Below are 21391 nucleotides of genomic sequence, written 5' to 3'. Positions count from 1 at the left end.
CCCGCACAACGGGACAGGTTGCAACGCCCCTTTCAACAAAGGGCTGGAGGAGATTCGCATGTCTATCGGTACGATCATTCTGATCATTTTGGTCATCGCCCTGCTCGGCGGCTTCAGCGGCATCGGCGGCGGACCGTTCTACGGCACCGGCTATTACGGCGGCGGCGGGCTCGGGCTCGTCATCGTCATTCTGCTGATCCTGCTGCTGATGGGGCGGATCTAGTGCGATGTCGTAGGGTGGGTTACGCCTTTCAGCTAACCCACCCTACTTTTTCCCCGCAAGCTTCTTCATCGCCGCCTTGATCGACGCTGCCGCATCGTCATAGCCGTCCCACGCCTTCGATCGCGCCAGCAGGCTCGGCACGGTCCGCACTGTGTATTTCTTCGGATCGAGATCACTCTTCACCTGCGCCCAGGTCACGGGCATCGACACGCTAGCACCCTCGCGTGCGCGCGGCGACAGCGGCGCCACTGCCGTGGACAGGCGATCATTGCGCAGATAGTCCAGGAAAATCTTTCCGTTGCGCAGCTTCTTCGACATGTTGAGCAGGTAACGATCGGGATCGTCATCGGCCATCCACTGGCAGACCCCTTGCGCGAACGCCTTGGCTTCCTTCCAGCTCACCTTGTCGCGTGCACCATGCAGCAGCGGAACCACGACGTGGAGGCCCTTGCCGCCGGTGGTCTTGCAAAAACTGTCCATGCCGACGTCAGTGAGCCGCTGCCGCATCTCCCTGGCCGCCTCGACGACGTCGGCGAACTTCACGTCCGGCGCGGGATCGAGGTCGAACACCAAGCGGCCCGGCGTGTCATAGGCGTCAGGCGCGCAATTCCAGGGATGCAGCTCGACGCCGCCGATCTGCGCGACCGCCGCAAGCCCTTCGACGCGATCAATCTGCAAGTAGGGCTTGCGATCCCCGGAGACCTTGGCCAGTTCGAGCAGGTTCGAGGTGCCCTGCATGGCATGGCGCTGGAAGAATGTTTCGCCGCCGATGCCGTCGGGCGCGCGCAGGATCGAGCAAGGGCGGCCCTTGATGTGCTCGATCATCCAGGCGCCAACCGCCTCGAAATAGCGCGCAAGGTCGAGCTTGGTGACGCCCTCGCCATCCCCTCCGTCCGACCACAGCTCTTTCTCCGGCTTCGAGATGACGACACCCATCACCTCGGCGGTGCCGTTCCCCTTCGCCGGCTTCGCGGGCACGCGCTTCCTGGCCGAAGGCTTAACCAGTTCTGTAGCGACGGGCGTTTCCGCCTCAACCTCTTCGGCCGGCTTGTCCTGCCGCAGGCCCTTGAACGCAGCCTGGCGGATATTGCCGTCGGCCGTGAAGCCTGCGAATTCGATCTCGGCCACCAGCTCGGGCTTCAGCCAATGCACATCGCGCGTCTTCTTCGGTGCATTCCTGCCGCCGAAGGGGCTTTCCCTGGCCTCCATGGCTTTCAGCGACGGCATGATGCGTTTGACCTTGTCGGCACCAAATCCGGTCCCGACCATTCCGACGAAGGCGAGGTGATCGTCCCGATGCACGCCAGCCATCAGCGAACGGAATTTTCCGTTGGTGGTCTTGTAGCCGCCGATCACGACCTCATGCCCGGCGCGGCATTTTGCCTTGGTCCAGCTTTCGGTACGTCCGGAACGATAGGGCGCATCCAGCTTCTTCGACACGACCCCTTCGAGCTCGAGCTTGCAGGCCGATTGCAGCACCGCATCCCCACCGGTTTCGAAATGCTCGACATAACGGATCTGACTCGATCTTGCCTTGCGCGCCTCCAGCAACGTCTTGAGGCGCTGTTTCCGCTCGCCAAGGGGCAGGCGACGATAGTCGAGCCCCTTGGCGAACAGCAGGTCGAAGGCAAAGAAGATCAGGTCCCCGGTCTTGCCGTCGGACAGCGCGGCCTGGAGCGAGGAAAAGTTCGGCGCACCGTTATGGTCGAGCGCAACGATCTCGCCGTCGATCAAGGCGTCCGGCAACGAACCGGCCTCCTTCGCGATCGACGCGAATTTCCCGGTCCAGTCGAGACCTTTGCGCGTCTTGAGCGTGGCTTCGCCGTCCTCGACGCGGAGTTGCACGCGGTAGCCGTCGAACTTGATCTCGTGGCACCAGCCATCGCCGCCCGGCGGCCGCTCGACCGGCGTGCAAAGCTGCGGTGCGACGAAGTCCGGCATCTCCGAGACCTTCTTGGCCGTCGTCGCAGTGGTAGCCTTCTTTTTCGACGACTTGACGCTCTTCAACGCGGCGCGAGGCGCCGGCTTGACGGTCCGCCCTTTCGTCTCCTCGGCCCGATCGGACTCCCAGACCGCGTCGGCCTTGCCCTTGCCTTTCGCCAGCATGAACGGCTTTGGTGCGCGGCCCTTGCCGCTAGTGATCTGCGCCATGGCACGTCCGGAGGCGACCGATTTGTCCTCCGCCAAGATATCCTCGTCCTCGCTGGCGTATTCGTCGCGGTGCTTGATCAGCAGCCAATTGGTGCGCTTTTCGCCGCCGCGATTGCGCATGCGCACCAGCACCCAGCTTCCATGCAGCTTGTCGCCGTGGAGCGTGAACTTCAGGTCGCCCTTCTTGAAACCGGCTTCGGGATTGTCGGACTCCCATGTGCCGCGATCCCACAGCATCACCGTGCCGCCACCATACTGTCCCTCGGGAATCGTCCCTTCGAAATCGCCGTAGTCGAGCGGATGGTCCTCGACCTCCACCGCCAATCGCTTGTCGTGCGGATTGAGCGACGGCCCTTTCGTCACTGCCCAGGACTTGAAGACGCCATCGAACTCGAGACGAAAATCGTAATGCAGCCGCGTGGCGTCATGCTTCTGGATCACGAAGCGCCGCTGTTTCGAGGGTGCAACCCCGGCCTCGCCCGAGGGCTCCGGCGTCTTCTCGAAATCACGCTTCTGTCGATAGGTGGAGAGTTTTCGCAGCACGTCCGGTCCCGCATTCGCTAATCGCAGTGAAGCCTATCATGGCAAAAGTCCCACCCGGAACCAAAACCCTATGGGGTTGTTGGGGTTCCAAAACGCCTTGAAATCACAGGAGAATGGAATGGCTCCGCGCGCCTATTGGAAAGGAACGTTGAAACTCTCGCTGGTCAGCTGCCCGGTCGCGCTGTATCCCGCGACCACGGCGGCCGAGAAGACGCGGTTTCACATGATCAACCGCGAGACCGGCAACCGGCTCAAGCAACAGATGGTGGATGCCGAGACCGGCGACATCGTCGAGAGCGACCAGAAGGGCCGGGGCTACGAGCTGCGCAAGGGCAAGTATGTCGAGATCGAGCCGGAGGAGCTCGAAGCCGTTCAGATCGAAAGCAACCACATCATCGACATCGAGAGCTTTGTCCCGAGCGAGGAGATCGACCAGCGCTATCTCAACCACCCCTACTACATCGCGCCCGAAGGCAAGGCCGCGATTGACGCCTTTGCCGTGATCCGCGATGCCATGAAGGACCAGGACCGCGTCGCGCTCGCCAAGATCGTGCTCACCAACCGCGAGCACATCATCGCAATCGAGCCGCTCGGCAAGGGCCTGCTCGGCACCACGCTGCGCTTTCCCTACGAGCTGCGCGACGAGGACCCGTTCTTCGACGATATCAAGAGCCCGAAGATCACCAAGGACATGGTCGAGCTCGCCGGACATATCCTGCATACCAAGGCCGCTCATTTCGACCCGAGCAAATTCAAGGACGACTACGAGACCGCGCTGAAGGCGCTGGTGAAGCGGAAGGCAAGCGGCAAGACCATCGAGTTGCCGGAGCGCGAGGAGAAGCCGAGCAACGTCGTCAGCCTGATGGATGCGCTGAAGCAGAGCCTGAAGGGGCGCGGCGGGAAGAAGACGACCTCGAAGTCCCATGCGCGACGGGCGACGGGCCGGCGGCGGGCTACACGGAAGACGCAACGGTCGACGGCGCCACATCGAAAGGCGGGGTAGTCATCATTCCGGCCCGATGCAAAGCATCGAGCCCGGAAGACGGCGGGGCCTAATCCCCCGCCTTCAGCCGGTACCCGATCCCCGTCTCGGTCAGCACGTATTGCGGGCGCTCCGGATCGGCCTCGATCTTCTGGCGGAGCTGGCGGACGTAGACGCGCAGATATTGTGCATCCGTCAATTCGTCCCATAGCTCCTTGAGCAGAAACCGATGCGTCAGCACCTTGCCGGCGTGCTGGACCAGCACCCGCAGCAGGTCATATTCCTTCGGCGACAGTTTTATCTCGCGCTCGCCGAGCTTGACGATGCGGCGGACAAGATCGACCGAGAGATCGCCGGTGCGGAACACCGGGCGCTCGCCCTGCACCTGGAGCTGGTGCCGCAACGCGGCGCGCAGCCGCGCCAGCAGCTCGTCCATGCCGAATGGCTTGGTCAGGTAGTCGTCGGCCCCGAGATCGAGCGCCTGCACCTTGCCGGCCTCATCGCCGCGACTCGACAGCACCACGATCGGGACGCTCTCGTTGCGCGCGCGGATGGTGCTCAGCAGCTCGTGGCCCTGGATATCGGGCAGGCCGAGATCGAGAATGATCAAGGCCGGCTCTTCGCTGAGCTTCTCCAGCGCGATCTTGCCGCTCGACGCCTCCAGGATTTCGTAACCCTGCGTCGACAGTCCCATCCGCAGCAATTTGCGGATCGGCGGCTCGTCGTCGATCACCAGAACCTTGATCGGGGCAGCGCTCATGCGGCGGTATCCAATGCGTGGGTCTGAGCCGGAACCGGCAGACGGATGGTGAGGACGGCGCCGGTCCGGTCGCTGCGGTTGGCAGCCGTGATCGTGCCGCGCATCGCCTCGACGAAGCCGCGGGAGATGGCAAGCCCGAGCCCGGTGCCGGGGCGCACATGGTCGCCCTTCTGCACGCGGTAGAACTTGTCGAACACGCTCTCGAGCTCGTCGGGCGGAATGCCGGCGCCTTCGTCGGCGATATCCAGCACCACCTGGTCACGCTCGCGCCGGCTCCTGATCGCAATCGTGGTCTCGGGCTGCGAATATTTCGCGGCGTTATCGAGCAGGTTGAACAACACCTGCTCGAACAGCACGGCGTCGAGCTCCAGCATCGGCAGATCGGCTGAAAGCACGAGCTCGACCTTGTGCGCGGTGAGGATCTTCGATGCCCGCCGCAGCGCGCTGCCGACGATCTCGCCAAGATCATGCAGCGCCGTGTTGGGTACGATGGCGCCGGATTCGAGCTTGGTCATGTCGAGCAGATTGGCGATGAAGCGGTTGAGCCGCTCGGATTCGTCGATCACGGTCGCGAGCAGATCGCGCTTTTCGGTGTCGGACAGCGCCCCGGCGAGGTCGCGCATGGTCGAAGCCGCGCCCAGCACGGAGGCGAGCGGTGTCTTCAGATCGTGCGAGATCGAGGTCAACAGCGCCGAGCGCAACCGCTCGGATTCGACGGTGCGCTTGACGCGGTCCATGTCCTCGACCAGCAACACGCGCTCGATCGCGAGCGCGCCTTGATCCACCAGCGCATCCAGCAGCCGGCGCTGGTCCGGCGTCAGCAGCGGGCCGGTGCGGTCGTTGTCGATGCCGATGACGCCGATCGGGCCGCGCCCGGTGCGCATCGGCAGGAACAGGCGCTTGGCGCCCGGCAGCGTATCGGACCCGCGGCCGGCGGAGCGATCGTTGCTCCAGGCCCAGTTGGCGGCCGCGAGGTCGGCCTGATCGAGCTGGTCCTCCGGCGGATAGCCCGACTTCACCGTCAAAAGCCCGTCCTCCGGCAGCAGCAGCACCACGCGGACTTTCAGCATCAGCGCGATCTGGTAGGCCGAGGCCCATAGCACGTCATCGAGGGTGGCCGTGCCGGCGAGCTTGCGGCTGAACGCGTAGAGCTGTTCGGTGGTGCGGATGCGGCCGATCGCGGTGTCGGCCTGGGTGCGGACGCGCGCGGCGACATTCGAGACCAGGATCGCGATCAGCATGAAAAAGAAGAATGCAGCGACGTTGGTCGGATCCGTGATGGTGAAGGTGTAGACCGGCGGCAGGAAAAAGAAGTTATAGGCGAGCGAGGCAGCGAGGCTCGCCAGCAGCGACGGCCACAGTCCATAGCGCACCGCGACCGCGACGACTGCGGTCATCAGCACGAGGTCGACGTTCTCGATGCCGAACCGCGGCTGCAACAGTTCGGCGGCACCGAGGCCGACTAGCACGACGCCGAGCGATTTCAGATAAGGCAGCGGATTGAACGGCTCGGCCCGCGCGGCGGTCTGCACCGCCGTTTTGGGTGCCGCCTCGTCCGGCAGTTCGTCACCGGGAATGACATGAACGCTGATATTGCCGGCGCGGCGCACCAGATCATGCACGACGGAGCCGCGCGTCATCTCGAACCAGCGCGAGCGGGTCGACTTGCCGATCACGATCTGGGTGACGTTGTTGCCCTGCGCGAAGTTGATGACGTCGTCGGCGATGCGCCGGCCAACCGCGGGGATCGTCAGGGCCTCGCCGCCGAGCGATTCGGCCAGCCGCAACGTATCGGCGAGCCGGTCGCGCTCCTGCTCGGAGAGCTGGAGCGAGCGCCGCGTCTCGATCGAGATCGCCGTAAACGGGGCATGCAGTCGATCTGCCAGCCGCTTGGTGTAACGCACGAGCCCGGCTGCGCGCGGATCCTCGCTGACGCAAACGAGGATGCGCTCGCCCGCGGCCCAGGGACCGGCGATGGCGTTCGCCTGCATGTGGGTGAGAAGCTGCTCGTCGACCCGCTCGGCCGTCCGCCGCAGCGCGAGCTCGCGGAGCGCGGTCAGATTGCCTGGCGAGAAATAATGCTCCAGCGCGCGCTCGGCCTGCTTGGGAACGTAGACCTTGCCCTCGCGCAGGCGCTGGATCAGATCGTCGGGGGTGAGGTCGATCAGCTCGATCGCATCGGCGCGATCGAAGATCGAATCCGGCACGGTCTCGCGCACTCGCACATGGGTGATCTGGGCAACGACGTCGTTCAGGCTCTCGATGTGCTGGATGTTGACGGCGGTATAGACGTCGATGCCGTGGGAGAGCAGCTCCTCGACGTCGAGATAGCGTTTGGGATGACGGCTTCCGGCCGCGTTGGTGTGGGCGAGTTCGTCGACCAGAGCGATCTTCGGCCGCCGCGCGATCACCGCATCGAGGTCCATCTCCTCGACGATCTGGCCGCGATAGTCGAGCCGCTTGCGGGGGACCACTTCGAGCCCTCGCATCAGTGCCTCGGTCTCGGCGCGGCCATGGGTCTCGACGAAGCCGACCACGACGTCGATGCCGGCCTTGCGCCTGGCATGGGCGCTCTGCAGCATCTCGTAGGTCTTGCCGACACCGGGGGCGGCGCCGACGAAGATCTTCAGCTTGCCGCTCGCGCTCTCCTCCCGGCGCGCTGCTTCCAGCAGCGCCTCCGGCGACGGACGTTGTTCGGGATCGCGGCGCTGTTGAACCATCAGGCCAATATAGTCACCCTGAAATCCCCAGCCTAGAGCGCTACTTCGCGGAGGCACGATCCAGCGCGAGATTCAGCGCCAGAACGTTAACCCTGGGTTCGCCGAGCACGCCGAGCAGGCGGCCCTGGGTGTTGGCGACGACGAGCTGCTTCAGCGAATCCTCCGACATGTTGCGCACCTTGGCAACGCGCGGCACCTGGAATTCGGCCGCTTCGGGCGAAATGTCGGGATCGAGACCGCTCGCCGAGGTCGTGACCAGATCCACCGGCACGGCGGCGTTCGGATTTTCGGCCTTCAGCTTGTCCACATCCTCCTTCAGCCGGTCGGCCAGCGCCTTGCTGGTCGGGCCGAGATTGGAGCCGCCGGAATTGGCGGCGTTGTAGGGAGCGGACACCGTCTTGGTCGAATCATTGGGGTCCGGCGCCAGCGTCGCCGAGGGGCGGCCATGGAAATATTTGTCGTCCTTGAACTCCTGGCCGATCAGGGTAGAGCCGATCACCTTGCCGTCCTTCTCGATCAGGCTGCCTTGCGCCTTGGCGGGAAAGATCGCGCCGGCGATACCGGTCATGGCGAGCGGGTAGGCCAGGCCCGTGATGGCGGTGAGCACCAGCAACAGGACGATGGCGGGGCGGATTTCTCTGAGCATGTTGGGTCTCCAATTCTTCGTCGCGACGCGAGGCGCGCGTTGCGCCCCCGCGACGACGGTTAGGCCAGGTGCAAGGCAACAACAACGAGGTCAATCGCCTTGATGCCGATGAAGGGAATGACGATACCGCCAAGGCCGTAGATCAAGAGGTTACGCCGAAGCAGCGCCCCTGCACCCACCGCACGATAGGCAACGCCCTTCAGCGCCAGCGGGATCAAGCCGACGATGATGAGCGCGTTGAAGATGATCGCCGACAGAATAGCGCTCTGTGGGCTCGACAGGTTCATGACGTTGAGCACGTTCAGCTGCGGGTAGAACGCCAGGAACATCGCCGGGATGATCGCAAAGTATTTTGCGACGTCGTTGGCGATCGAGAACGTCGTCAGCGCGCCGCGCGTCATCAACAGCTGCTTCCCGATCTCGACCACCTCGATCAGCTTGGTCGGGTTGGAGTCGAGGTCGACCATGTTGCCGGCCTCGCGGGCGGCCTGGGTGCCGGTGTTCATGGCGACGCCGACATCGGCCTGCGCGAGCGCCGGCGCGTCGTTCGTGCCGTCGCCGCACATCGCCACCAGCTTGCCCTTGGCCTGCTCGTCACGGATCAGCTTCAGCTTGTCCTCGGGCGTTGCCTGCGCCAGGAAGTCATCGACACCGGCTTCCGCTGCGATCGCAGCCGCAGTCATCGGATTGTCGCCGGTGATCATGACGGTGCGGATGCCCATGCGACGCAGTTCGGCAAAGCGCTCGCGGATGCCGCCCTTGACGATGTCCTTGAGCTGGATGACGCCGAGCAGCCTGCCGTCTTTGGCGACCGCCAGCGGCGTGCCGCCGGCCTTGGCGATCTCATCGGAAATTGCCTGAATCTCCCGCGCCATGTCGGAATTCGGTGAGGGTTGAATAGCGCGTACGGCGTTTCCCGTGGCGACCGCCTGCGCGGCACCGCCGCCGATGTAGTTCAGGATGGCATCGACCGCACCCTTGCGCACGGATGACCCGCCGGCATCGACGCCGCTCATGCGGGTCTGCGCCGTGAACGGAACGAACGTCGCGCCCAATTCTCCCATGTCGCGGCCGCGGATGCCGTATTTTTCCTTCGCGAGCACGACGATGGACCGTCCTTCCGGGGTTTCGTCGGCAAGCGAGGCGAGCTGAGCGGCGTCCGCCAGCTCCTGCTCGGTCACACCGCGAACGGGGCGGAACGCCGTCGCCTGGCGGTTGCCGAGCGTGATGGTGCCGGTCTTGTCGAGCAGCAGCGTATCGACGTCGCCGGCGGCTTCGACCGCGCGGCCGGACATCGCCAGCACGTTGAAGCGCACCAGGCGATCCATGCCGGCGATGCCGATCGCCGACAGCAGCGCGCCGATGGTGGTCGGAATGAGCGTCACGAACAGCGCGACCAGAACGATCACCGAGATCGAACCGCCGGCATAGGCCGCGTAGCTCGGAATGGTGACGGTGGCGAACACGAAGATGATGGTGAGGCCGGCGAGCAGGATGTTGAGCGCGATCTCGTTCGGCGTCTTCGCCCGCTCAGCGCCCTCGACCAGCCTGATCATGCGGTCGATGAAGGTCGAGCCCTGCGCAGCCGTGATGCGAACGCGGATCCAGTCGGACAGCACCTGGGTGCCGCCGGTCACCGCCGAGCGGTCGCCGCCGGATTCGCGGATCACGGGTGCGGATTCACCCGTGATGGCGGCTTCGTTGACGGAAGCAACGCCCTCGATCACCTCGCCGTCGGACGGAATGGTATCCCCGGCCTCGACCAGCACGATGTCGCCAACCTTCAGGCTCGTGCCGGGCACGAGCTTGAAATCCCGGCCGGTGCCGGTCAGAAGCTTGGCCTGGCTTTCAGTGCGGGTCTTGCGCAGCGAGTCCGCCTGCGCCTTGCCACGGCCCTCGGCCACCGCTTCGGCGAAGTTGGCGAACAACACGGTGAACCAGAGCCAGAGGATGATCTGGAAAGTGAAGCCGAGATTGGCCCCACCCGTGACGAGGTCGCGCAGGAAAATCACCGTGGTGAGAGCAGCCACGATCTCGACCACGAACATCACGGGGTTCTTGATCATGAGCCGCGGATCGAGCTTGGTGACGGACGCGCGGATCGCGGGCACGACGATCTTGGGGTCGAGCATCGCCGAGACGGACGCGCGCTTTTGCAATTTCATGGTTTCCATGGAGGTCACTCCAGACATCAGAAGACGGTACCGGCGTTCATCGCGAGATGCTCGACGATCGGGCCGAGCGCGAGTGCCGGGAAGAAGGTGAGGCCGCCAATGATCAGGATCACGCCGACGACGAGACCGACGAACAGCCCGCCGGTGGTCGGGAACGTGCCCGTTGACGGCGGGATTGATTTCTTGGCGGCAAGCGAGCCCGCGATCGCCATCGCCGGAACGATCATGAAGAAGCGGCCGACGAACATCGCGCTCGCAAGTGTGAGGTTGTAGAAGAAGGTGTTGCCGGTGAGGCCTGCGAAGGCCGAGCCGTTGTTGCCGGTCGCCGATGTATAGGCATAGAGCACCTCGGTGAAACCGTGCGGGCCGGCATTGGCCATGGAGGCGACGGCCGGCGCATAGACCACGCCGACGGCGGTCCAGCCGAGGATCATCAGCGGCAGCACCAGGATCGCCAGCATCGCCATCTTCACCTCGCGCGCCTCGATCTTCTTGCCGACATATTCGGGGGTGCGGCCGACCATCAGGCCGGCCACGAAGATCGCGAGAATGACGAACAGCAGCATGCCGTACATGCCCGCGCCGACGCCGCCGACGACGATCTCGCCGAGTTCGATGTTGATCAGCGGGATCATGCCGCCGAGCGCGGTAAAGCTGTCATGCATGGCGTTGACCGCACCGCAGGAGGCGGCCGTGGTGATCACGGCGAACAATGAGGACGCGACGATGCCGAAGCGGACTTCCTTGCCCTCCATGTTGCCGCCGGCGAGGCCGAGCGCCTGGAGCGTCGAGGTCCCGTTCGCTTCCGCCCAGTAGGTGACGGCCACGCCGGCGACGAACAGCACGCCCATCACGGCCAGGATCGCCCAGCCCTGGCGCTGGTTACCGACCATGCGGCCGAACACGTTGGTCAGCGCCGCACCCAGCGCGAAGATCGACAGCATCTGTACGAAGTTCGACAGCGCGGTCGGATTCTCGAAGGGGTGCGCGGCGTTGGCATTGAAGAAGCCACCGCCATTGGTGCCCAGCATCTTGATCGCGACTTGCGAGGCGACGGGGCCGACCGCGATGGTCTGCTTGGCGCCCTCGAGCGTGGTGGCCTCGACATAGTCTCCGAGCGTCTGCGGCATGCCTTGCGAGACCAGGAACAGCGTGTAGACGACACAGATCGGCAGCAGCACGTAGAGCGTGCATCGGGTGACGTCCACCCAGAAATTTCCGACCGTGCGCACCGACGCCCGCGCGAAGCCGCGGATCAGTGCAACGGCAAGCGCAATGCCCGTCGCCGCCGACAGGAAATTCTGATGTGTCAGGCCGACCATCTGCACCAGATAAGACAGCGTGCTTTCACCACCGTAATTCTGCCAGTTGGTGTTCGTGATGAAGGAGATCGCGGTGTTGAATGAGAGATCTTCCGCCACAGCGACCTGCCCGGCCGGATTGAAAGGCAGCAGCGCCTGCAAGCGCATCACGCCGTAGATGATGAGGAAGCCGCCGACATGGAACAACAGCATGGAAACCGTATAGGTCAGCCAATGCTGCTCGCGCTTCTCGTCGACGCCTGAGATCCAGTAGATGCCGGCCTCGATGGGACGCAGCACCGGCGAGAGGAACGTCTTTTCGCCATTGAACACGCGCGTCATGTACCAGCCGAGCGGCTTGGCGAGCGCGACGATGATCGCACAATAGAGAATGATCTGGAGCCAACCGATCATGGTCATGGAATCAACCCTTCAGGCTCGGTGTCCGGCGCAACAGCGGCAGCAGCACCACAAGCAGGCAGCCGACGAGCGCAACGTCCGCCAGCAGCAGTTCGACAAGCAGCAGCACGGCTCAGAATCGTTCTGGCCGCAGCAACGCATAGGTGAGGTAGATCAGGAGGCCGAACGAGACGGCACCGGCGAGCGCATAGTCGAAGATCATGGTGCGCTCCTTCACAACCGCTCGCAGGCGTAAGTGTAGCCAATCGCCAGCGCGAAGAACGCCGCAGCCAGCGCCAGCATGAGAATGTCCATCATGGGATGCTCCTCGTTGCGTCCCTATGCCGGGGGCAACTCTTTCTCGTGGACCCGGCGGCATCGACGAAAAGCGAAACCCGACGCATTTCCGTTAGCCAGACGGGACTCTTGACTGTGCTGAAGTGACACCACGAGCATATGTTTTCGAGACGAGGGTTCTGGCGAAGTTATAGGAATCTCATAAAGGGCCGGGCGGCAGGTGCGATCGAAACAAGTCGGCGCGCCCACCCCCGCTGTACTCCCGGACAAGCGAAGCGCAGATCCGGGATCCATAACCCCAGGGAGGAGTTTGGCGATGACTCGCGGTCATCGATTTCACTCCGCAACGTCCCCCGGGGGTTATGGATCCCGCCTTCGCGGGGATGACGGCGGAGGGGTTGGCAACAGGATCGTGCTCCTCACCGAATCCCACCTTTATGAAATTCCTATATCTCCCAGCCTCGCTCCATCTCGTTTTCCAATGCCCCTCCCGCCATCCTGAAGAGGCCGGCCGACTGACCGACGCCACTTCCAGGAGGCCTGACATGACCGTCGCTTTCCGACCTTACGATTCCCCCTCCCTCAGCGACCGCCTGCGCAATGCGCAAGGCATGACCGGTCCGCTGATGCGCGAAATCATGGACAAGGCCTGCCGGCGAATCCCCTCGCTCCGTCAAAGCGAGCGCACCGCCCGCCTGACCCAGCTGATCGATGCAGAGGCCTGGACCGATGCCGCCTTGGCATTGATGGAGCTCGAGCTGCCGCTGTGGCACGTCCGCCGCATCGCCTATGACGAAGGCGAATGGCACTGCGCGCTGTCGCGTGAACGCGAACTGCCGGATTGGCTCGATGCCGCGGTCGAGGGATGCCACGGCGACCTCGCGATCGCGCTGCTGTCGGCGTTCGTGGAGGTCCAGGCACTGGCCGTCGAAACCTCGCGGCCGAGCGTTCCCAGCGTGCGTCCTGCCCCGGATGCGCTCTATGAGCCGGTGGCCTGCGAGAATATCGGCTGAGCTGATCGCGAGCTTGTGGGCGATGCCCGGCCGAACTCGCGCGGCGCGCTGAAGCGGCCGGCGCGGATTCAATCATGGACCGCGCCTTTATGGCGCTCCTATATGACAGCAGCCTCGCCCATCTCGCAATCCTACGCCGCGATGCCCATCATGGAAGCCAGATTGGAGCGACCGTCTCGTCGCTCCGCGGATAAGGACTTCCGACATGTCGATGCTGACACAGGGCTTTGAGCGATCCCTCAACTGGGCCGAACGCCCGGCCCGAATCTCCATGGAGCGCAAGGCCCGGCTCAAGCGCGTCGCCTTGCGCATGCTTGCGGTGCTCACGATGGGCAGCGTGCTGACTGCCCTGATCGCGCTGAAGACCGCGATCTATATCTGGCACCTTCACGCCTGAGCGCTGTTATGACCTTGCAAATGTGTGAGGATGCCGCCATGGCCGCGATTGCTCTTCAAGCCGCACATCGCCAGCCCCGCCAGCGGCCTGTTGCGGAGGTCAAGCCGCTGGATCCCGACGTGCTCAGCGCCGCCATTCCCGCCTTCTTCATCGGCCGCAACACGGCTGGCCTCTGGGTCGCGCGCGAGGCGCGCGGCCGCATCGGCGGCCTGTTTCTGTTCAAGAGATCGGCCGTCGATTTCGCCAACCGCCAGAGCGCGCCGGCGCGCTGCGCACTGGTGTTTCCCACCGAGACCTTCGAGCTCGACCTCGAGAACCGCGGCAATCCGCTGATCAGTCTGGCAGCGCAGGCCAGGAGGCTCGTGGCACGCCTCGCCGCGAGGTAGTCGGCATGATCGAGCTCAAGATTGCCATCCTGGTGGCGTTGATGGGCGCATTGTTGCTCGGCGTGCGGCTTACGGCGGCACCCACTTCGGACAGCTAGAATGCCGTTTCTCAAAGGACATCTCGAGCACGCGGTCACCACGACCATCCTGACCATGACGCTGAGCCTGATCTGGGGAGCGGTCCTGACGATCGTGATCACGCTCGCCGCGCGCGGCCTCGGGGTCTAGGTCTCCCCGATCGCTCCCGCGCGATCGACCGCGAATTGATCACCGCTGCCCAGGAGGCGAGCAACCGGGCACGCACGGCGATTGCGATGCCTGGATAGGCCGGCCCGCCCCTTGCGGAAAACGTCCGGGCGATCTGGCGCAGTTTTGCGGAACCGTGCTAGATCGGCTGCATGAGCATGAGCAGCGTGAACGTCGTCGCCCACCCCCTGGTCCAGCACAAGCTTTCCCTGATGCGGGAGAAGGACCGCTCGACCAAGAGCTTTCGCGAGATCCTGAACGAGATCGGGATGCTGCTCGGCTACGAGGTGACGCGCGATCTGCCGCTCGAGCTGGTCGAGATCGAGACGCCGATCTCGCCGATGCGGGCGCCGAAGATTGCCGGCAAGAAGCTCACGCTGGCGCCGATCCTGCGCGCCGGCGTCGGCTTCCTCGACGGCATGCTGGCGCTGATGCCTTCGGCCCGCATCGCCCATATCGGGCTCTACCGGGACCCCGAGACGTTGCAGGCCGTGGAATATTACTTCAAGGCCCCGCAGGACCTGTCCGACCGTACCGTGATCCTGATGGACCCGATGCTGGCAACCGGCAATTCAGCCTGCGCCGGCGCCTCCCTGCTCAAGGACCGCGGCGCCCGCGACATCCGCTTCGTCTGCCTTTTGGCGGCGCCCGAAGGCATCGCGCAGTTTCAGAGCGAGCATCCCGATGTGCCGATCTGGACCGCCGCGATCGATGAGCGGCTCAACGATCACGGCTACATCGTGCCGGGTCTTGGCGACGCCGGCGACCGGATGTTCGGCACCAAGTAGACAGGTTTGCGCGATCCGGCTACTCCGGTTGCCATGCACGCCGACGATGTTTCATTGCAATCGCTGATTGGATCGGAGAGCCCCACCGATCCCGTTCTCGTGTTCGACGGCAGGCCCGTCTCGCGCGCGGAGTTTTCGCGAAAGGTCGGGCAGACCACGGCGTGGCTTGCGGCGCAGGGGATCGGCAAGGGCGACGTCGTCGCGGTCTGGCTGGTCAACCGGGTCGAATGGATCGCGCTGCTGTTTGCCGCCGCCCGGTTGGGTGCGATCGTCGCCGCCGTCAACACGCGCTACCGCAGCGCGGAGGTGGCACATCTCCTGAAGTGGTCCGGCGCCAAGCTGCTGGTGGTCGAGGCGGCATTCCGCTCGATCGATTTCGCGTCCATCCTCGCCGGCATCGGCAAGGACGAAGTGCCCGCTCTGCAAAAGCTCGCGGTGGTTGGCGCGGATGCGATCCCCGCGCAATGGCCCTGCGTGCGCTTCGATGCCTTCGAAAAGCCCTACCCGCCGGCCCCAACCCAGGATGATATCGACCTGCCCGTGCTGCTCTACACGACGTCGGGCACCACCAAAGGACCAAAACTGGTCGCGCATTCGCAGCGGACGCTGGCGAGCCACGCCAGAGCCGTGGCCGGAGCGCTACAGCTCTCACAGCAGCGTCACTCGCTGTTGGCGATGCTGCCGTTCTGCGGCACTTTTGGCATGACGAGTCTGCTCGGTTTCATCGCTAGCGGTGCAACCGTCCACGTGCTTGACGCCTTCGAGGCGACGCCGGCGCTGAAGATCCTCAGCGAGCGCAAGATCACGCATTCCTTCGGCTCCGACGAGATGTTTCGCCGTATCCTTGCGCTGACCGACGTGCCACGGCCGTTCCCGCAGCTCGAAGTCTGTGGCTTTGCCGCGTTCCAGCCCGGCTGGCGTGAGCTGGCCGCAGAGGCCGAGTCGCGCGGCCTGCCGCTGTTCGGTCTCTACGGCTCCAGCGAGGTGCAGGCGCTGTTCTCGATCGCCCGCCCCGGCGACGCCTTCGCCGACCGCATCGAGGGCGGCGGTTGGCCGATGTCGCCAGACGCAAAGGTCCGCGTGCGCGACACCGAGACCGGCGCGCTTGCCGCGCCCGGCGTCTCCGGCGAAATCGAGATCAGCGCGCCGTCGCGCTTTCTCGGCTATTTCAACAACCCGGATGCGACGCGCGATGCGATCACCACCGACGGCTTCTTCCGCACCGGCGATATCGGCCGTATCCGCGGTGGCGCCTTCGTTTACGAAACCCGCGCCGGCGACGCCATGCGGCTCGGCGGCTTCCTGGTTGCGCCCGGCGAGATCGAGGATGAACTCAAATCATGCGACGGCGTCACCGATGCCCAGGTCGTCGCGGTCGATCTGAAGGGCCAGGCCCGCTGCGTCGCTTTCGTGATCCCGGCGAAAACTTCGCCGCAGCAGGATGTGCTGACGGCACGGCTGCGCGAGCGGATCGCCGGCTACAAGGTTCCGGCACGGATCTATGTCGTGGACTCCTTCCCGGTCACCGACAGCGCCAACGGCGTCAAGATCCAGCGCGCAAAGCTCCGCGCCATGGCGATGGAGCGGATCGCCGCCGAATAGGCCTCTCCTATTTCAGATAGCTCGCGAGATTCATGCTGAGAATCTTGGACATCGCCGAATAGGACGCGGTGAGCTGCGCCTGATAGGTCGAGAGCTGCGCGGTGATGGCGGCGACGTCGACGCCGGTGAGATCGTTCGACAGGCTCTCCGCGTAGCTCTTGTAGTCGGTCTGGCGCGCGCTCGCCGTCTCGATCGAGGACGCCGAGCTGGAAAGCCTTGCCTGCACCGCCGCGGTATCGTCGAGCGCCGTGCCGGCGAGATCGAGCGCGCTGGAGATGTCCGAGGACGACAGCGAGGTGCTGTTGGCCACGAACTTCAGCACCCGCATCACCTCCTCGAACGCAGAGTTGTCGGCAGTGACGCCATACGAGACAGTGTTGTCGTTGGCGACGCGCACCGAGGCGATCTCGTCGTCGCCCTGATAGTAGCTGGTATCTGCCGAGGTCGTGGAGCCCGTGCCCGACGAGAAGTTGGTCAGGTCGACCGGCGCCGTGTCGGTCTTGCCGCCGGCAAAGACATACTGGCCGTCATATTGCGTGTTCATCAGCGAGCCCATTTCCTGAAGCATCTGCTGGGCGGAGGAGATCACCGAGGTCGTCTCGGTCGAGCTTCCGGTCGAGGCGGCGCTGAGCTGGGAGCGGAGCTGGGTGATGATGTCGGTCATCGAGCCGACGGCAGAATACATCACCTGGACCTTGCTGTCGGCGAGCGTCGCCGCATCGATATAGGACTGCGCGCGCGTCACCGAGACCTGGAGATTCACGACATGCTGCGCGTTCGAGCCGTAGCCGCCGAAATCGGTCGAGACGACGCCCGAGGATTCCTGGACCTGCTCGTTGGCCATGACCGATTCCACGCGCATCGCGTCGGCGATCATCTTGCTCGACTGGGCGAAGGTGGCGATCCGCATCGCGACCATGGGCCGGCTCCCCGCCTTACGACGACTGCACGGCGGTGATGAGCGCCGAGTACATCGAGTTGATCGCCGAGATCAGCGCGGAGGCCGCCGAATACTGGTTCTGGAGCGTGCTCAGATTGGCCGATTCCTCGTCGAGGTTGACGCCCGACTGCGACGACAGCGAGCTCGCATAGGTCGATTGCGCGGTCTCCCTGGCGGTGTAATTGGTCGTCGCCTGCGAGGATTTGCTCGCGACGTCCGCCACGATGGCGGAGGCGTAGTCGGCGAACGACCCCGTGGTGGCTGCGAGCCCGCCGGTGGACGAAAACGTCCGGGACGCCGTCAATGCGCTGTAGAACGAATTGACCACCGTCGCCGACCCCGACGTCAGCACGCTGCTGCCGACCGTGAGGCTCGACGAGGAGTCCAGCGTGGCGAGCTGCAGCTCGTTGGTGCCTGACAGGATGCTGCTGTTGACCGCGATATCCGACGCGCTGGTTCCGGTCACGAGGTCGTTGAGGCCGAAATAGTTCGAAAATCCTTCGCTCGAACTTCCAACCGAGCTCGTCATCTCGTTGATGGCGACGCCATTGCCCGAGCCAGTCGCGGTGATCGAGAGATGACCATCGGAATCGATCGACGCCGACATCCCGGAAATGCCGTTGATGGCAGTGACGAGATCGCCAACCGTCGAATAGGACGACAGGTCGAGATCGCTGTAGGAGACGAGGTTGCCGCTCTGGTCGGTGACGGCAAGGCGTACCGTGCCGGTGGCCGATAGCGCCGTGCTGCTGGTGACGCTGGTCGTCCCGGTCAGGGTTGTCGGCGCCGGCACCGAGGAGGCGCTGTTCGAGACGGTGTTGACCGCGGAGGCGAGTTGCGTCGCGAGCTGATCGAGCTGGGACTGTGCCGCCGGCAGGGTCTTGTCTCGGAGCGTGATCAGCCCGCCGATGCTCCCGCCAGTGATCTGCGAGGTGACGTCGACGCCGTTCACCGTGATCGCGCTGAAGCCGCTCGACGACGAGCCGGTCGTATAGGTCGTCGACGACGACACATTGGCAGCCGCCGTATAGCTGATCTCGTGCGCGGAACTGTCGACCAGCGCCTGCCCGGTCGTGGTGTAGACTTGGAGATCGCCGTTCGACGCGGTGTAGTAGCTGATGTTCATCTTGGAGGCGACGTCCTGCAGCGCGGTGTTGCGCTGGTCCTCCAGGTCGGCCGTCGACTGGCCGGCCGCCGCCGTCTGCTTGATCTCGGCGTTCAGGTCCGCGATGCTCTGCAAGTCCGTGTTGACGTCGTCGATCGAGGACGCGATGTCCTGGTCGGCATTGGCGCGGAGCTTCTGGATCCCGCTCGATGTGTCCCGCAATTGACTCGTGACATCGTCGAGCGCGCTGACGACGTTGGATTGCAGCGAGGCGCTGCTCGGCGTGCTCGCCAGCGACGACAGCGCCGATTCCAGTGAAGCGATGCTGTTCGCGAGGGAGGTTCCGGTCGACGAGCTGTCGGTGCTGCTGGTCGAGCCATAGAGCTTCTCCAGCGAGGTCAGGTAGGTGTTGGTCGTGTCGGCCGAGCCGAGATCGGAATCGGCACTGACCAGCGACTTCAGCAGCAGCTTGTCGACCGTCGAGGTGATGCCCGTCACCGTTACGCCGGTGCCTACGCCGTTGGTGACGCTGCTCGACTGGTTCGCGGTCTTCTTGGTATAGCCCGTCGTGTCCGCGTTCGAGATGTTCGACGACGTCACGCTGATCTGCACCGACGTGGACGACAGGCCGCTGAAGGCGATCGATCGTGCGATATCGAGCGACACGGCTTGCCTCCCCTGTTCGTCAGGCGCTGCGGCTGGTGCCGCTGGAGACGGCACGCGCGGCAACGCGGCCGGAGGCGCCATAGGGCGACACCGCGGCGATCTGCTCGCGGATCGCCTGCATGACCGCCTCGATCCGGCGGTTGCTGGCCTCGATCGCCGCGCGCAGGCGAACGAGGTTCTCGTCCATCGCCGCGCGCAGTTTCAGGATCCGGTCCAGGAGCTGCTCGCGCAGGATCCGGTCCCGCACGCTCAGGGTGTTCGTGCCGCCCGCGCATTCGGCGACGGTCCGCTCGAAAATCTCGGCCAGGCGGTTCTTCTCGTCGACCTGCTTGAGGCGCGAGGCCGGCAGGCCCTTGGCAAGTTCGGCGTTCTCCTCAGCGACCAGCGCGATCAGGACGTCGATCAGTCCGATCAGCGACTTGATCCGTGCATCGCCGTTTGCAGCACCGGCTCTGGTGGCTTGGCTATTGGCTTGGGCTACACTCATGGTCATCGCCTTCTTCTAACTATGCCGTTTGCCGCGATGGACTTGCGCGTTGCGCAAGTAAGCGCCGATCGCGGTCGTCCTGACGCTCGCCCGTCTCATCTCGCCCTCGACTTCTGCGCATTCCTTCAACAGTCCGCGGCGCGTCGTTTCGAGATCGTCGAGCAGCGCAACGAGCTGCTTGTGGTCGGTTTCCTCGACGGCTCCGGCCCGTGCCACCAGCCGTCGCAGCCGGCGCAACAGCGCCTCTCCGGCGGCCTTGGCCTCCTCGCTGCGCATCGCTCACCTCATCGCCGAGATCAGGGTGTCGTACATCTTGTTGACGGTGGAGATGACCTGCGACGCGGCCGAATAGGCCTGCTGCGCCGAGATCATGCTGGAGAACTGGCTTGAGGTGTCGGTGGTGGAGGATTCCAGCTCGCTGCCGTAGATCGTGCCGGCGCCGTTCTCGCCGGAGGCCTGCAGCGAGGCATTGCCCGATGCCACCGTCGCGGAATAGAGGCCGTCGCTGGCGGCGGACAGTCCGGTGGGATCGGCAAAGGTCGCCACCGCGATCTTGTAGATCGCGATGGTCTGGCCGTTGGAATAGGTGGCGTCGACGATGCCGTTCTTGCCGATCGAGATGCTGGACAGCTTGCCGTAGGACAGGCCGTCGGACGAGATGCTGGTGACGTTGACGGTCGGCGTCGTCTCGCCCGAGGCGTATTGCGTCAAGCCGTCGGTGCCTCCGGCCGTGCCGAGATTCATCGTGATCGTGCTGTCGGCCGCACCGTCGGTCCAGCCCGTGACCGAGACGGTCGCAGGGCTCGGACTGGTGCTGGCGAGCGAGCCGTCGCTGTTGAAGGTGATATCGACCGTGCCCGAAGCCGTGCCGGTCGCGGTCGTGGTGTCCGAAGTCGAGGTCGGGTCGGCGAAGCTTGCGCTCCAGGTGTTGGTCCCGGTCTTGGTCCAGGTCACCTGCATCGAATTCGCTGCACCGAGCGAGTCGTATACGGTCATCGAGCTGGTATAGGTGTCGCCGGTCGCGGCATCCGACGGCAGGTTCGCCGCGATCGTCGTCTTGGTGGTGGCGCTGCCACTGGTCGAAGCGACCTCGGTGTTGATGGCTTCGAGATTGCTCGCCGATTCATTGCCGACGACGTTGCCGTCCGCATCGGTGCGCCAGCCCTCGAGGTAGCTGCCGTTGTTCTCGAGGTAGCCTGCGTTGTCGGTCGAGAAGGCGCCATTGCGGGTGTAGTAGACGGTTCCGCCCGACGTGGCGCTGGTCACGACGAAGAAGCCCGAGCCCTGGATCGCGACGTCAGTGGCGTTGGAGGTCGAGGCCAGCAGGCCCTGCTGGGTGATGTTGGCCCGGCCCGAGACGGTGACGCCGCCCGAGGCGTAGGACGTCGTATTGCTCGATGCGGTGACGAGATCGTCGAACATCGCCGACGTCGTCTTATAGCCCGTCGTGGAGGAGTTGGCGATGTTGTCGCTGATCATCGACAGCGACTGGCTCTGCGCACTGAGCGCGGAGATCGCCGAGGAAAGTGCACCGGTGAGACTCATGATGAAACTCCGAGAAGATC

20 protein-coding genes are annotated in these 21391 nt (G+C 64.5%); 8 read left to right on the top strand and 12 right to left on the bottom strand.

Features of this window, described 5'->3' with window-relative positions:
- The first annotated feature begins 58 nt into the window (after positions 1-58).
- Complete coding sequence (locus XH90_RS06945) at positions 59-223, top strand: DUF3309 family protein (protein WP_018318514.1); 165 nt, start codon at positions 59-61, stop codon at positions 221-223.
- 42 nt (positions 224-265) lie between these two features.
- Here XH90_RS06945 and ligD read toward each other — a convergent pair whose 3' ends face one another.
- Complete coding sequence (gene ligD, locus XH90_RS06940) at positions 266-2917, bottom strand: DNA ligase D (protein ID WP_194479843.1); 2652 nt, start codon at positions 2915-2917, stop codon at positions 266-268.
- Positions 2918-3035: 118 nt separating this feature from the next.
- On the opposite strand from ligD, the gene XH90_RS06935 reads away from it, so the two are divergent.
- On the top strand, positions 3036-3920 hold the full coding sequence (locus tag XH90_RS06935) for a Ku protein (RefSeq protein ID WP_194479842.1): 885 nt from the start codon (positions 3036-3038) through the stop codon (positions 3918-3920).
- Positions 3921-3969: 49 nt separating this feature from the next.
- On the opposite strand, the gene XH90_RS06930 is transcribed toward XH90_RS06935, so the two are convergent.
- From XH90_RS06930 to XH90_RS06905, 6 genes are all read right to left on the bottom strand, one after another.
- Positions 3970-4659: a response regulator gene (locus XH90_RS06930; RefSeq protein WP_194479841.1), complete on the bottom strand. Its 690-nt coding sequence runs from the start codon at positions 4657-4659 to the stop codon at positions 3970-3972.
- Positions 4656-7379 carry a sensor histidine kinase KdpD gene (locus XH90_RS06925; protein WP_194479840.1) on the bottom strand — a complete coding sequence of 908 codons (2724 nt, stop codon included), beginning with the start codon at positions 7377-7379 and terminating at the stop codon, positions 4656-4658. Before XH90_RS06925 ends, XH90_RS06930 begins: the two co-directional genes overlap by 4 nt.
- Positions 7380-7419: 40 nt before the next feature.
- Positions 7420-8025: a K(+)-transporting ATPase subunit C gene (locus XH90_RS06920; protein WP_194479839.1), complete on the bottom strand. Its 606-nt coding sequence runs from the start codon at positions 8023-8025 to the stop codon at positions 7420-7422.
- 59 nt (positions 8026-8084) lie between these two features.
- On the bottom strand, positions 8085-10199 hold the full coding sequence (gene kdpB, locus XH90_RS06915; RefSeq protein WP_194479838.1) for a potassium-transporting ATPase subunit KdpB: 2115 nt from the start codon (positions 10197-10199) through the stop codon (positions 8085-8087).
- 17 nt (positions 10200-10216) lie between these two features.
- A complete protein-coding gene (kdpA, locus tag XH90_RS06910; RefSeq protein WP_194479837.1) occupies positions 10217-11920 on the bottom strand; it encodes a potassium-transporting ATPase subunit KdpA in 1704 nt (567 codons plus the stop codon).
- A gap of 112 nt (positions 11921-12032) precedes the next feature.
- Positions 12033-12122 (bottom strand): K(+)-transporting ATPase subunit F, encoded by a 90-nt coding sequence (locus XH90_RS06905; RefSeq protein WP_035698142.1) that lies wholly within the window; start codon positions 12120-12122, stop codon positions 12033-12035.
- A gap of 619 nt (positions 12123-12741) precedes the next feature.
- Here XH90_RS06905 and XH90_RS06900 point away from each other — a divergent pair.
- The 6 genes from XH90_RS06900 (at position 12742) to XH90_RS06880 (ending at position 16628) form a co-directional block, all read left to right on the top strand.
- Positions 12742-13209: a hypothetical protein gene (locus XH90_RS06900; protein ID WP_194479836.1), complete on the top strand. Its 468-nt coding sequence runs from the start codon at positions 12742-12744 to the stop codon at positions 13207-13209.
- Between the two features lie 205 nt (positions 13210-13414).
- The gene (locus XH90_RS06895) at positions 13415-13606 is read left to right on the top strand and encodes a hypothetical protein (RefSeq protein ID WP_194479835.1); all 192 of its coding nucleotides are present in this window, start codon (positions 13415-13417) and stop codon (positions 13604-13606) included.
- Between the two features lie 8 nt (positions 13607-13614).
- Entirely contained in the window at positions 13615-13992 is a 378-nt protein-coding gene (locus tag XH90_RS06890) for a hypothetical protein (protein ID WP_194479834.1), read from the top strand.
- Positions 13993-14091: 99 nt separating this feature from the next.
- Entirely contained in the window at positions 14092-14220 is a 129-nt protein-coding gene (locus tag XH90_RS39590; protein WP_256442507.1) for a hypothetical protein, read from the top strand.
- 170 nt (positions 14221-14390) lie between these two features.
- Positions 14391-15026, top strand: a complete 636-nt coding sequence (gene upp, locus XH90_RS06885) for a uracil phosphoribosyltransferase (RefSeq protein WP_194479833.1) — start codon at positions 14391-14393, stop codon at positions 15024-15026.
- A gap of 33 nt (positions 15027-15059) precedes the next feature.
- Positions 15060-16628: an AMP-binding protein gene (locus XH90_RS06880; RefSeq protein ID WP_194479832.1), complete on the top strand. Its 1569-nt coding sequence runs from the start codon at positions 15060-15062 to the stop codon at positions 16626-16628.
- Between the two features lie 7 nt (positions 16629-16635).
- On the opposite strand, the gene XH90_RS06875 is transcribed toward XH90_RS06880, so the two are convergent.
- From XH90_RS06875 to flgE, 5 genes are read right to left on the bottom strand one after another with little or no spacing between them, the layout of a single operon-like run.
- Positions 16636-17547: a flagellin gene (locus tag XH90_RS06875; RefSeq protein ID WP_194479831.1), complete on the bottom strand. Its 912-nt coding sequence runs from the start codon at positions 17545-17547 to the stop codon at positions 16636-16638.
- 16 nt (positions 17548-17563) lie between these two features.
- The gene (gene flgK / locus XH90_RS06870) at positions 17564-19339 is read right to left on the bottom strand and encodes a flagellar hook-associated protein FlgK (protein ID WP_194479830.1); all 1776 of its coding nucleotides are present in this window, start codon (positions 19337-19339) and stop codon (positions 17564-17566) included.
- 19 nt (positions 19340-19358) lie between these two features.
- Positions 19359-19832 carry a flagellar protein FlgN gene (locus tag XH90_RS06865; RefSeq protein WP_194479829.1) on the bottom strand — a complete coding sequence of 158 codons (474 nt, stop codon included), beginning with the start codon at positions 19830-19832 and terminating at the stop codon, positions 19359-19361.
- Between the two features lie 9 nt (positions 19833-19841).
- On the bottom strand, positions 19842-20102 hold the full coding sequence (locus tag XH90_RS06860) for a hypothetical protein (protein ID WP_194479828.1): 261 nt from the start codon (positions 20100-20102) through the stop codon (positions 19842-19844).
- A 3-nt stretch (positions 20103-20105) separates the two neighbouring features.
- Entirely contained in the window at positions 20106-21371 is a 1266-nt protein-coding gene (gene flgE / locus XH90_RS06855) for a flagellar hook protein FlgE (RefSeq protein WP_194479827.1), read from the bottom strand.
- Positions 21372-21391 lie beyond the last annotated feature (20 nt).

The sequence above is a fragment of the Bradyrhizobium sp. CCBAU 53338 genome (assembly GCF_015291665.1).
Lineage (GTDB): Bacteria > Pseudomonadota > Alphaproteobacteria > Rhizobiales > Xanthobacteraceae > Bradyrhizobium.
This window is presented reverse-complemented; position numbering and strand designations above follow the sequence as displayed.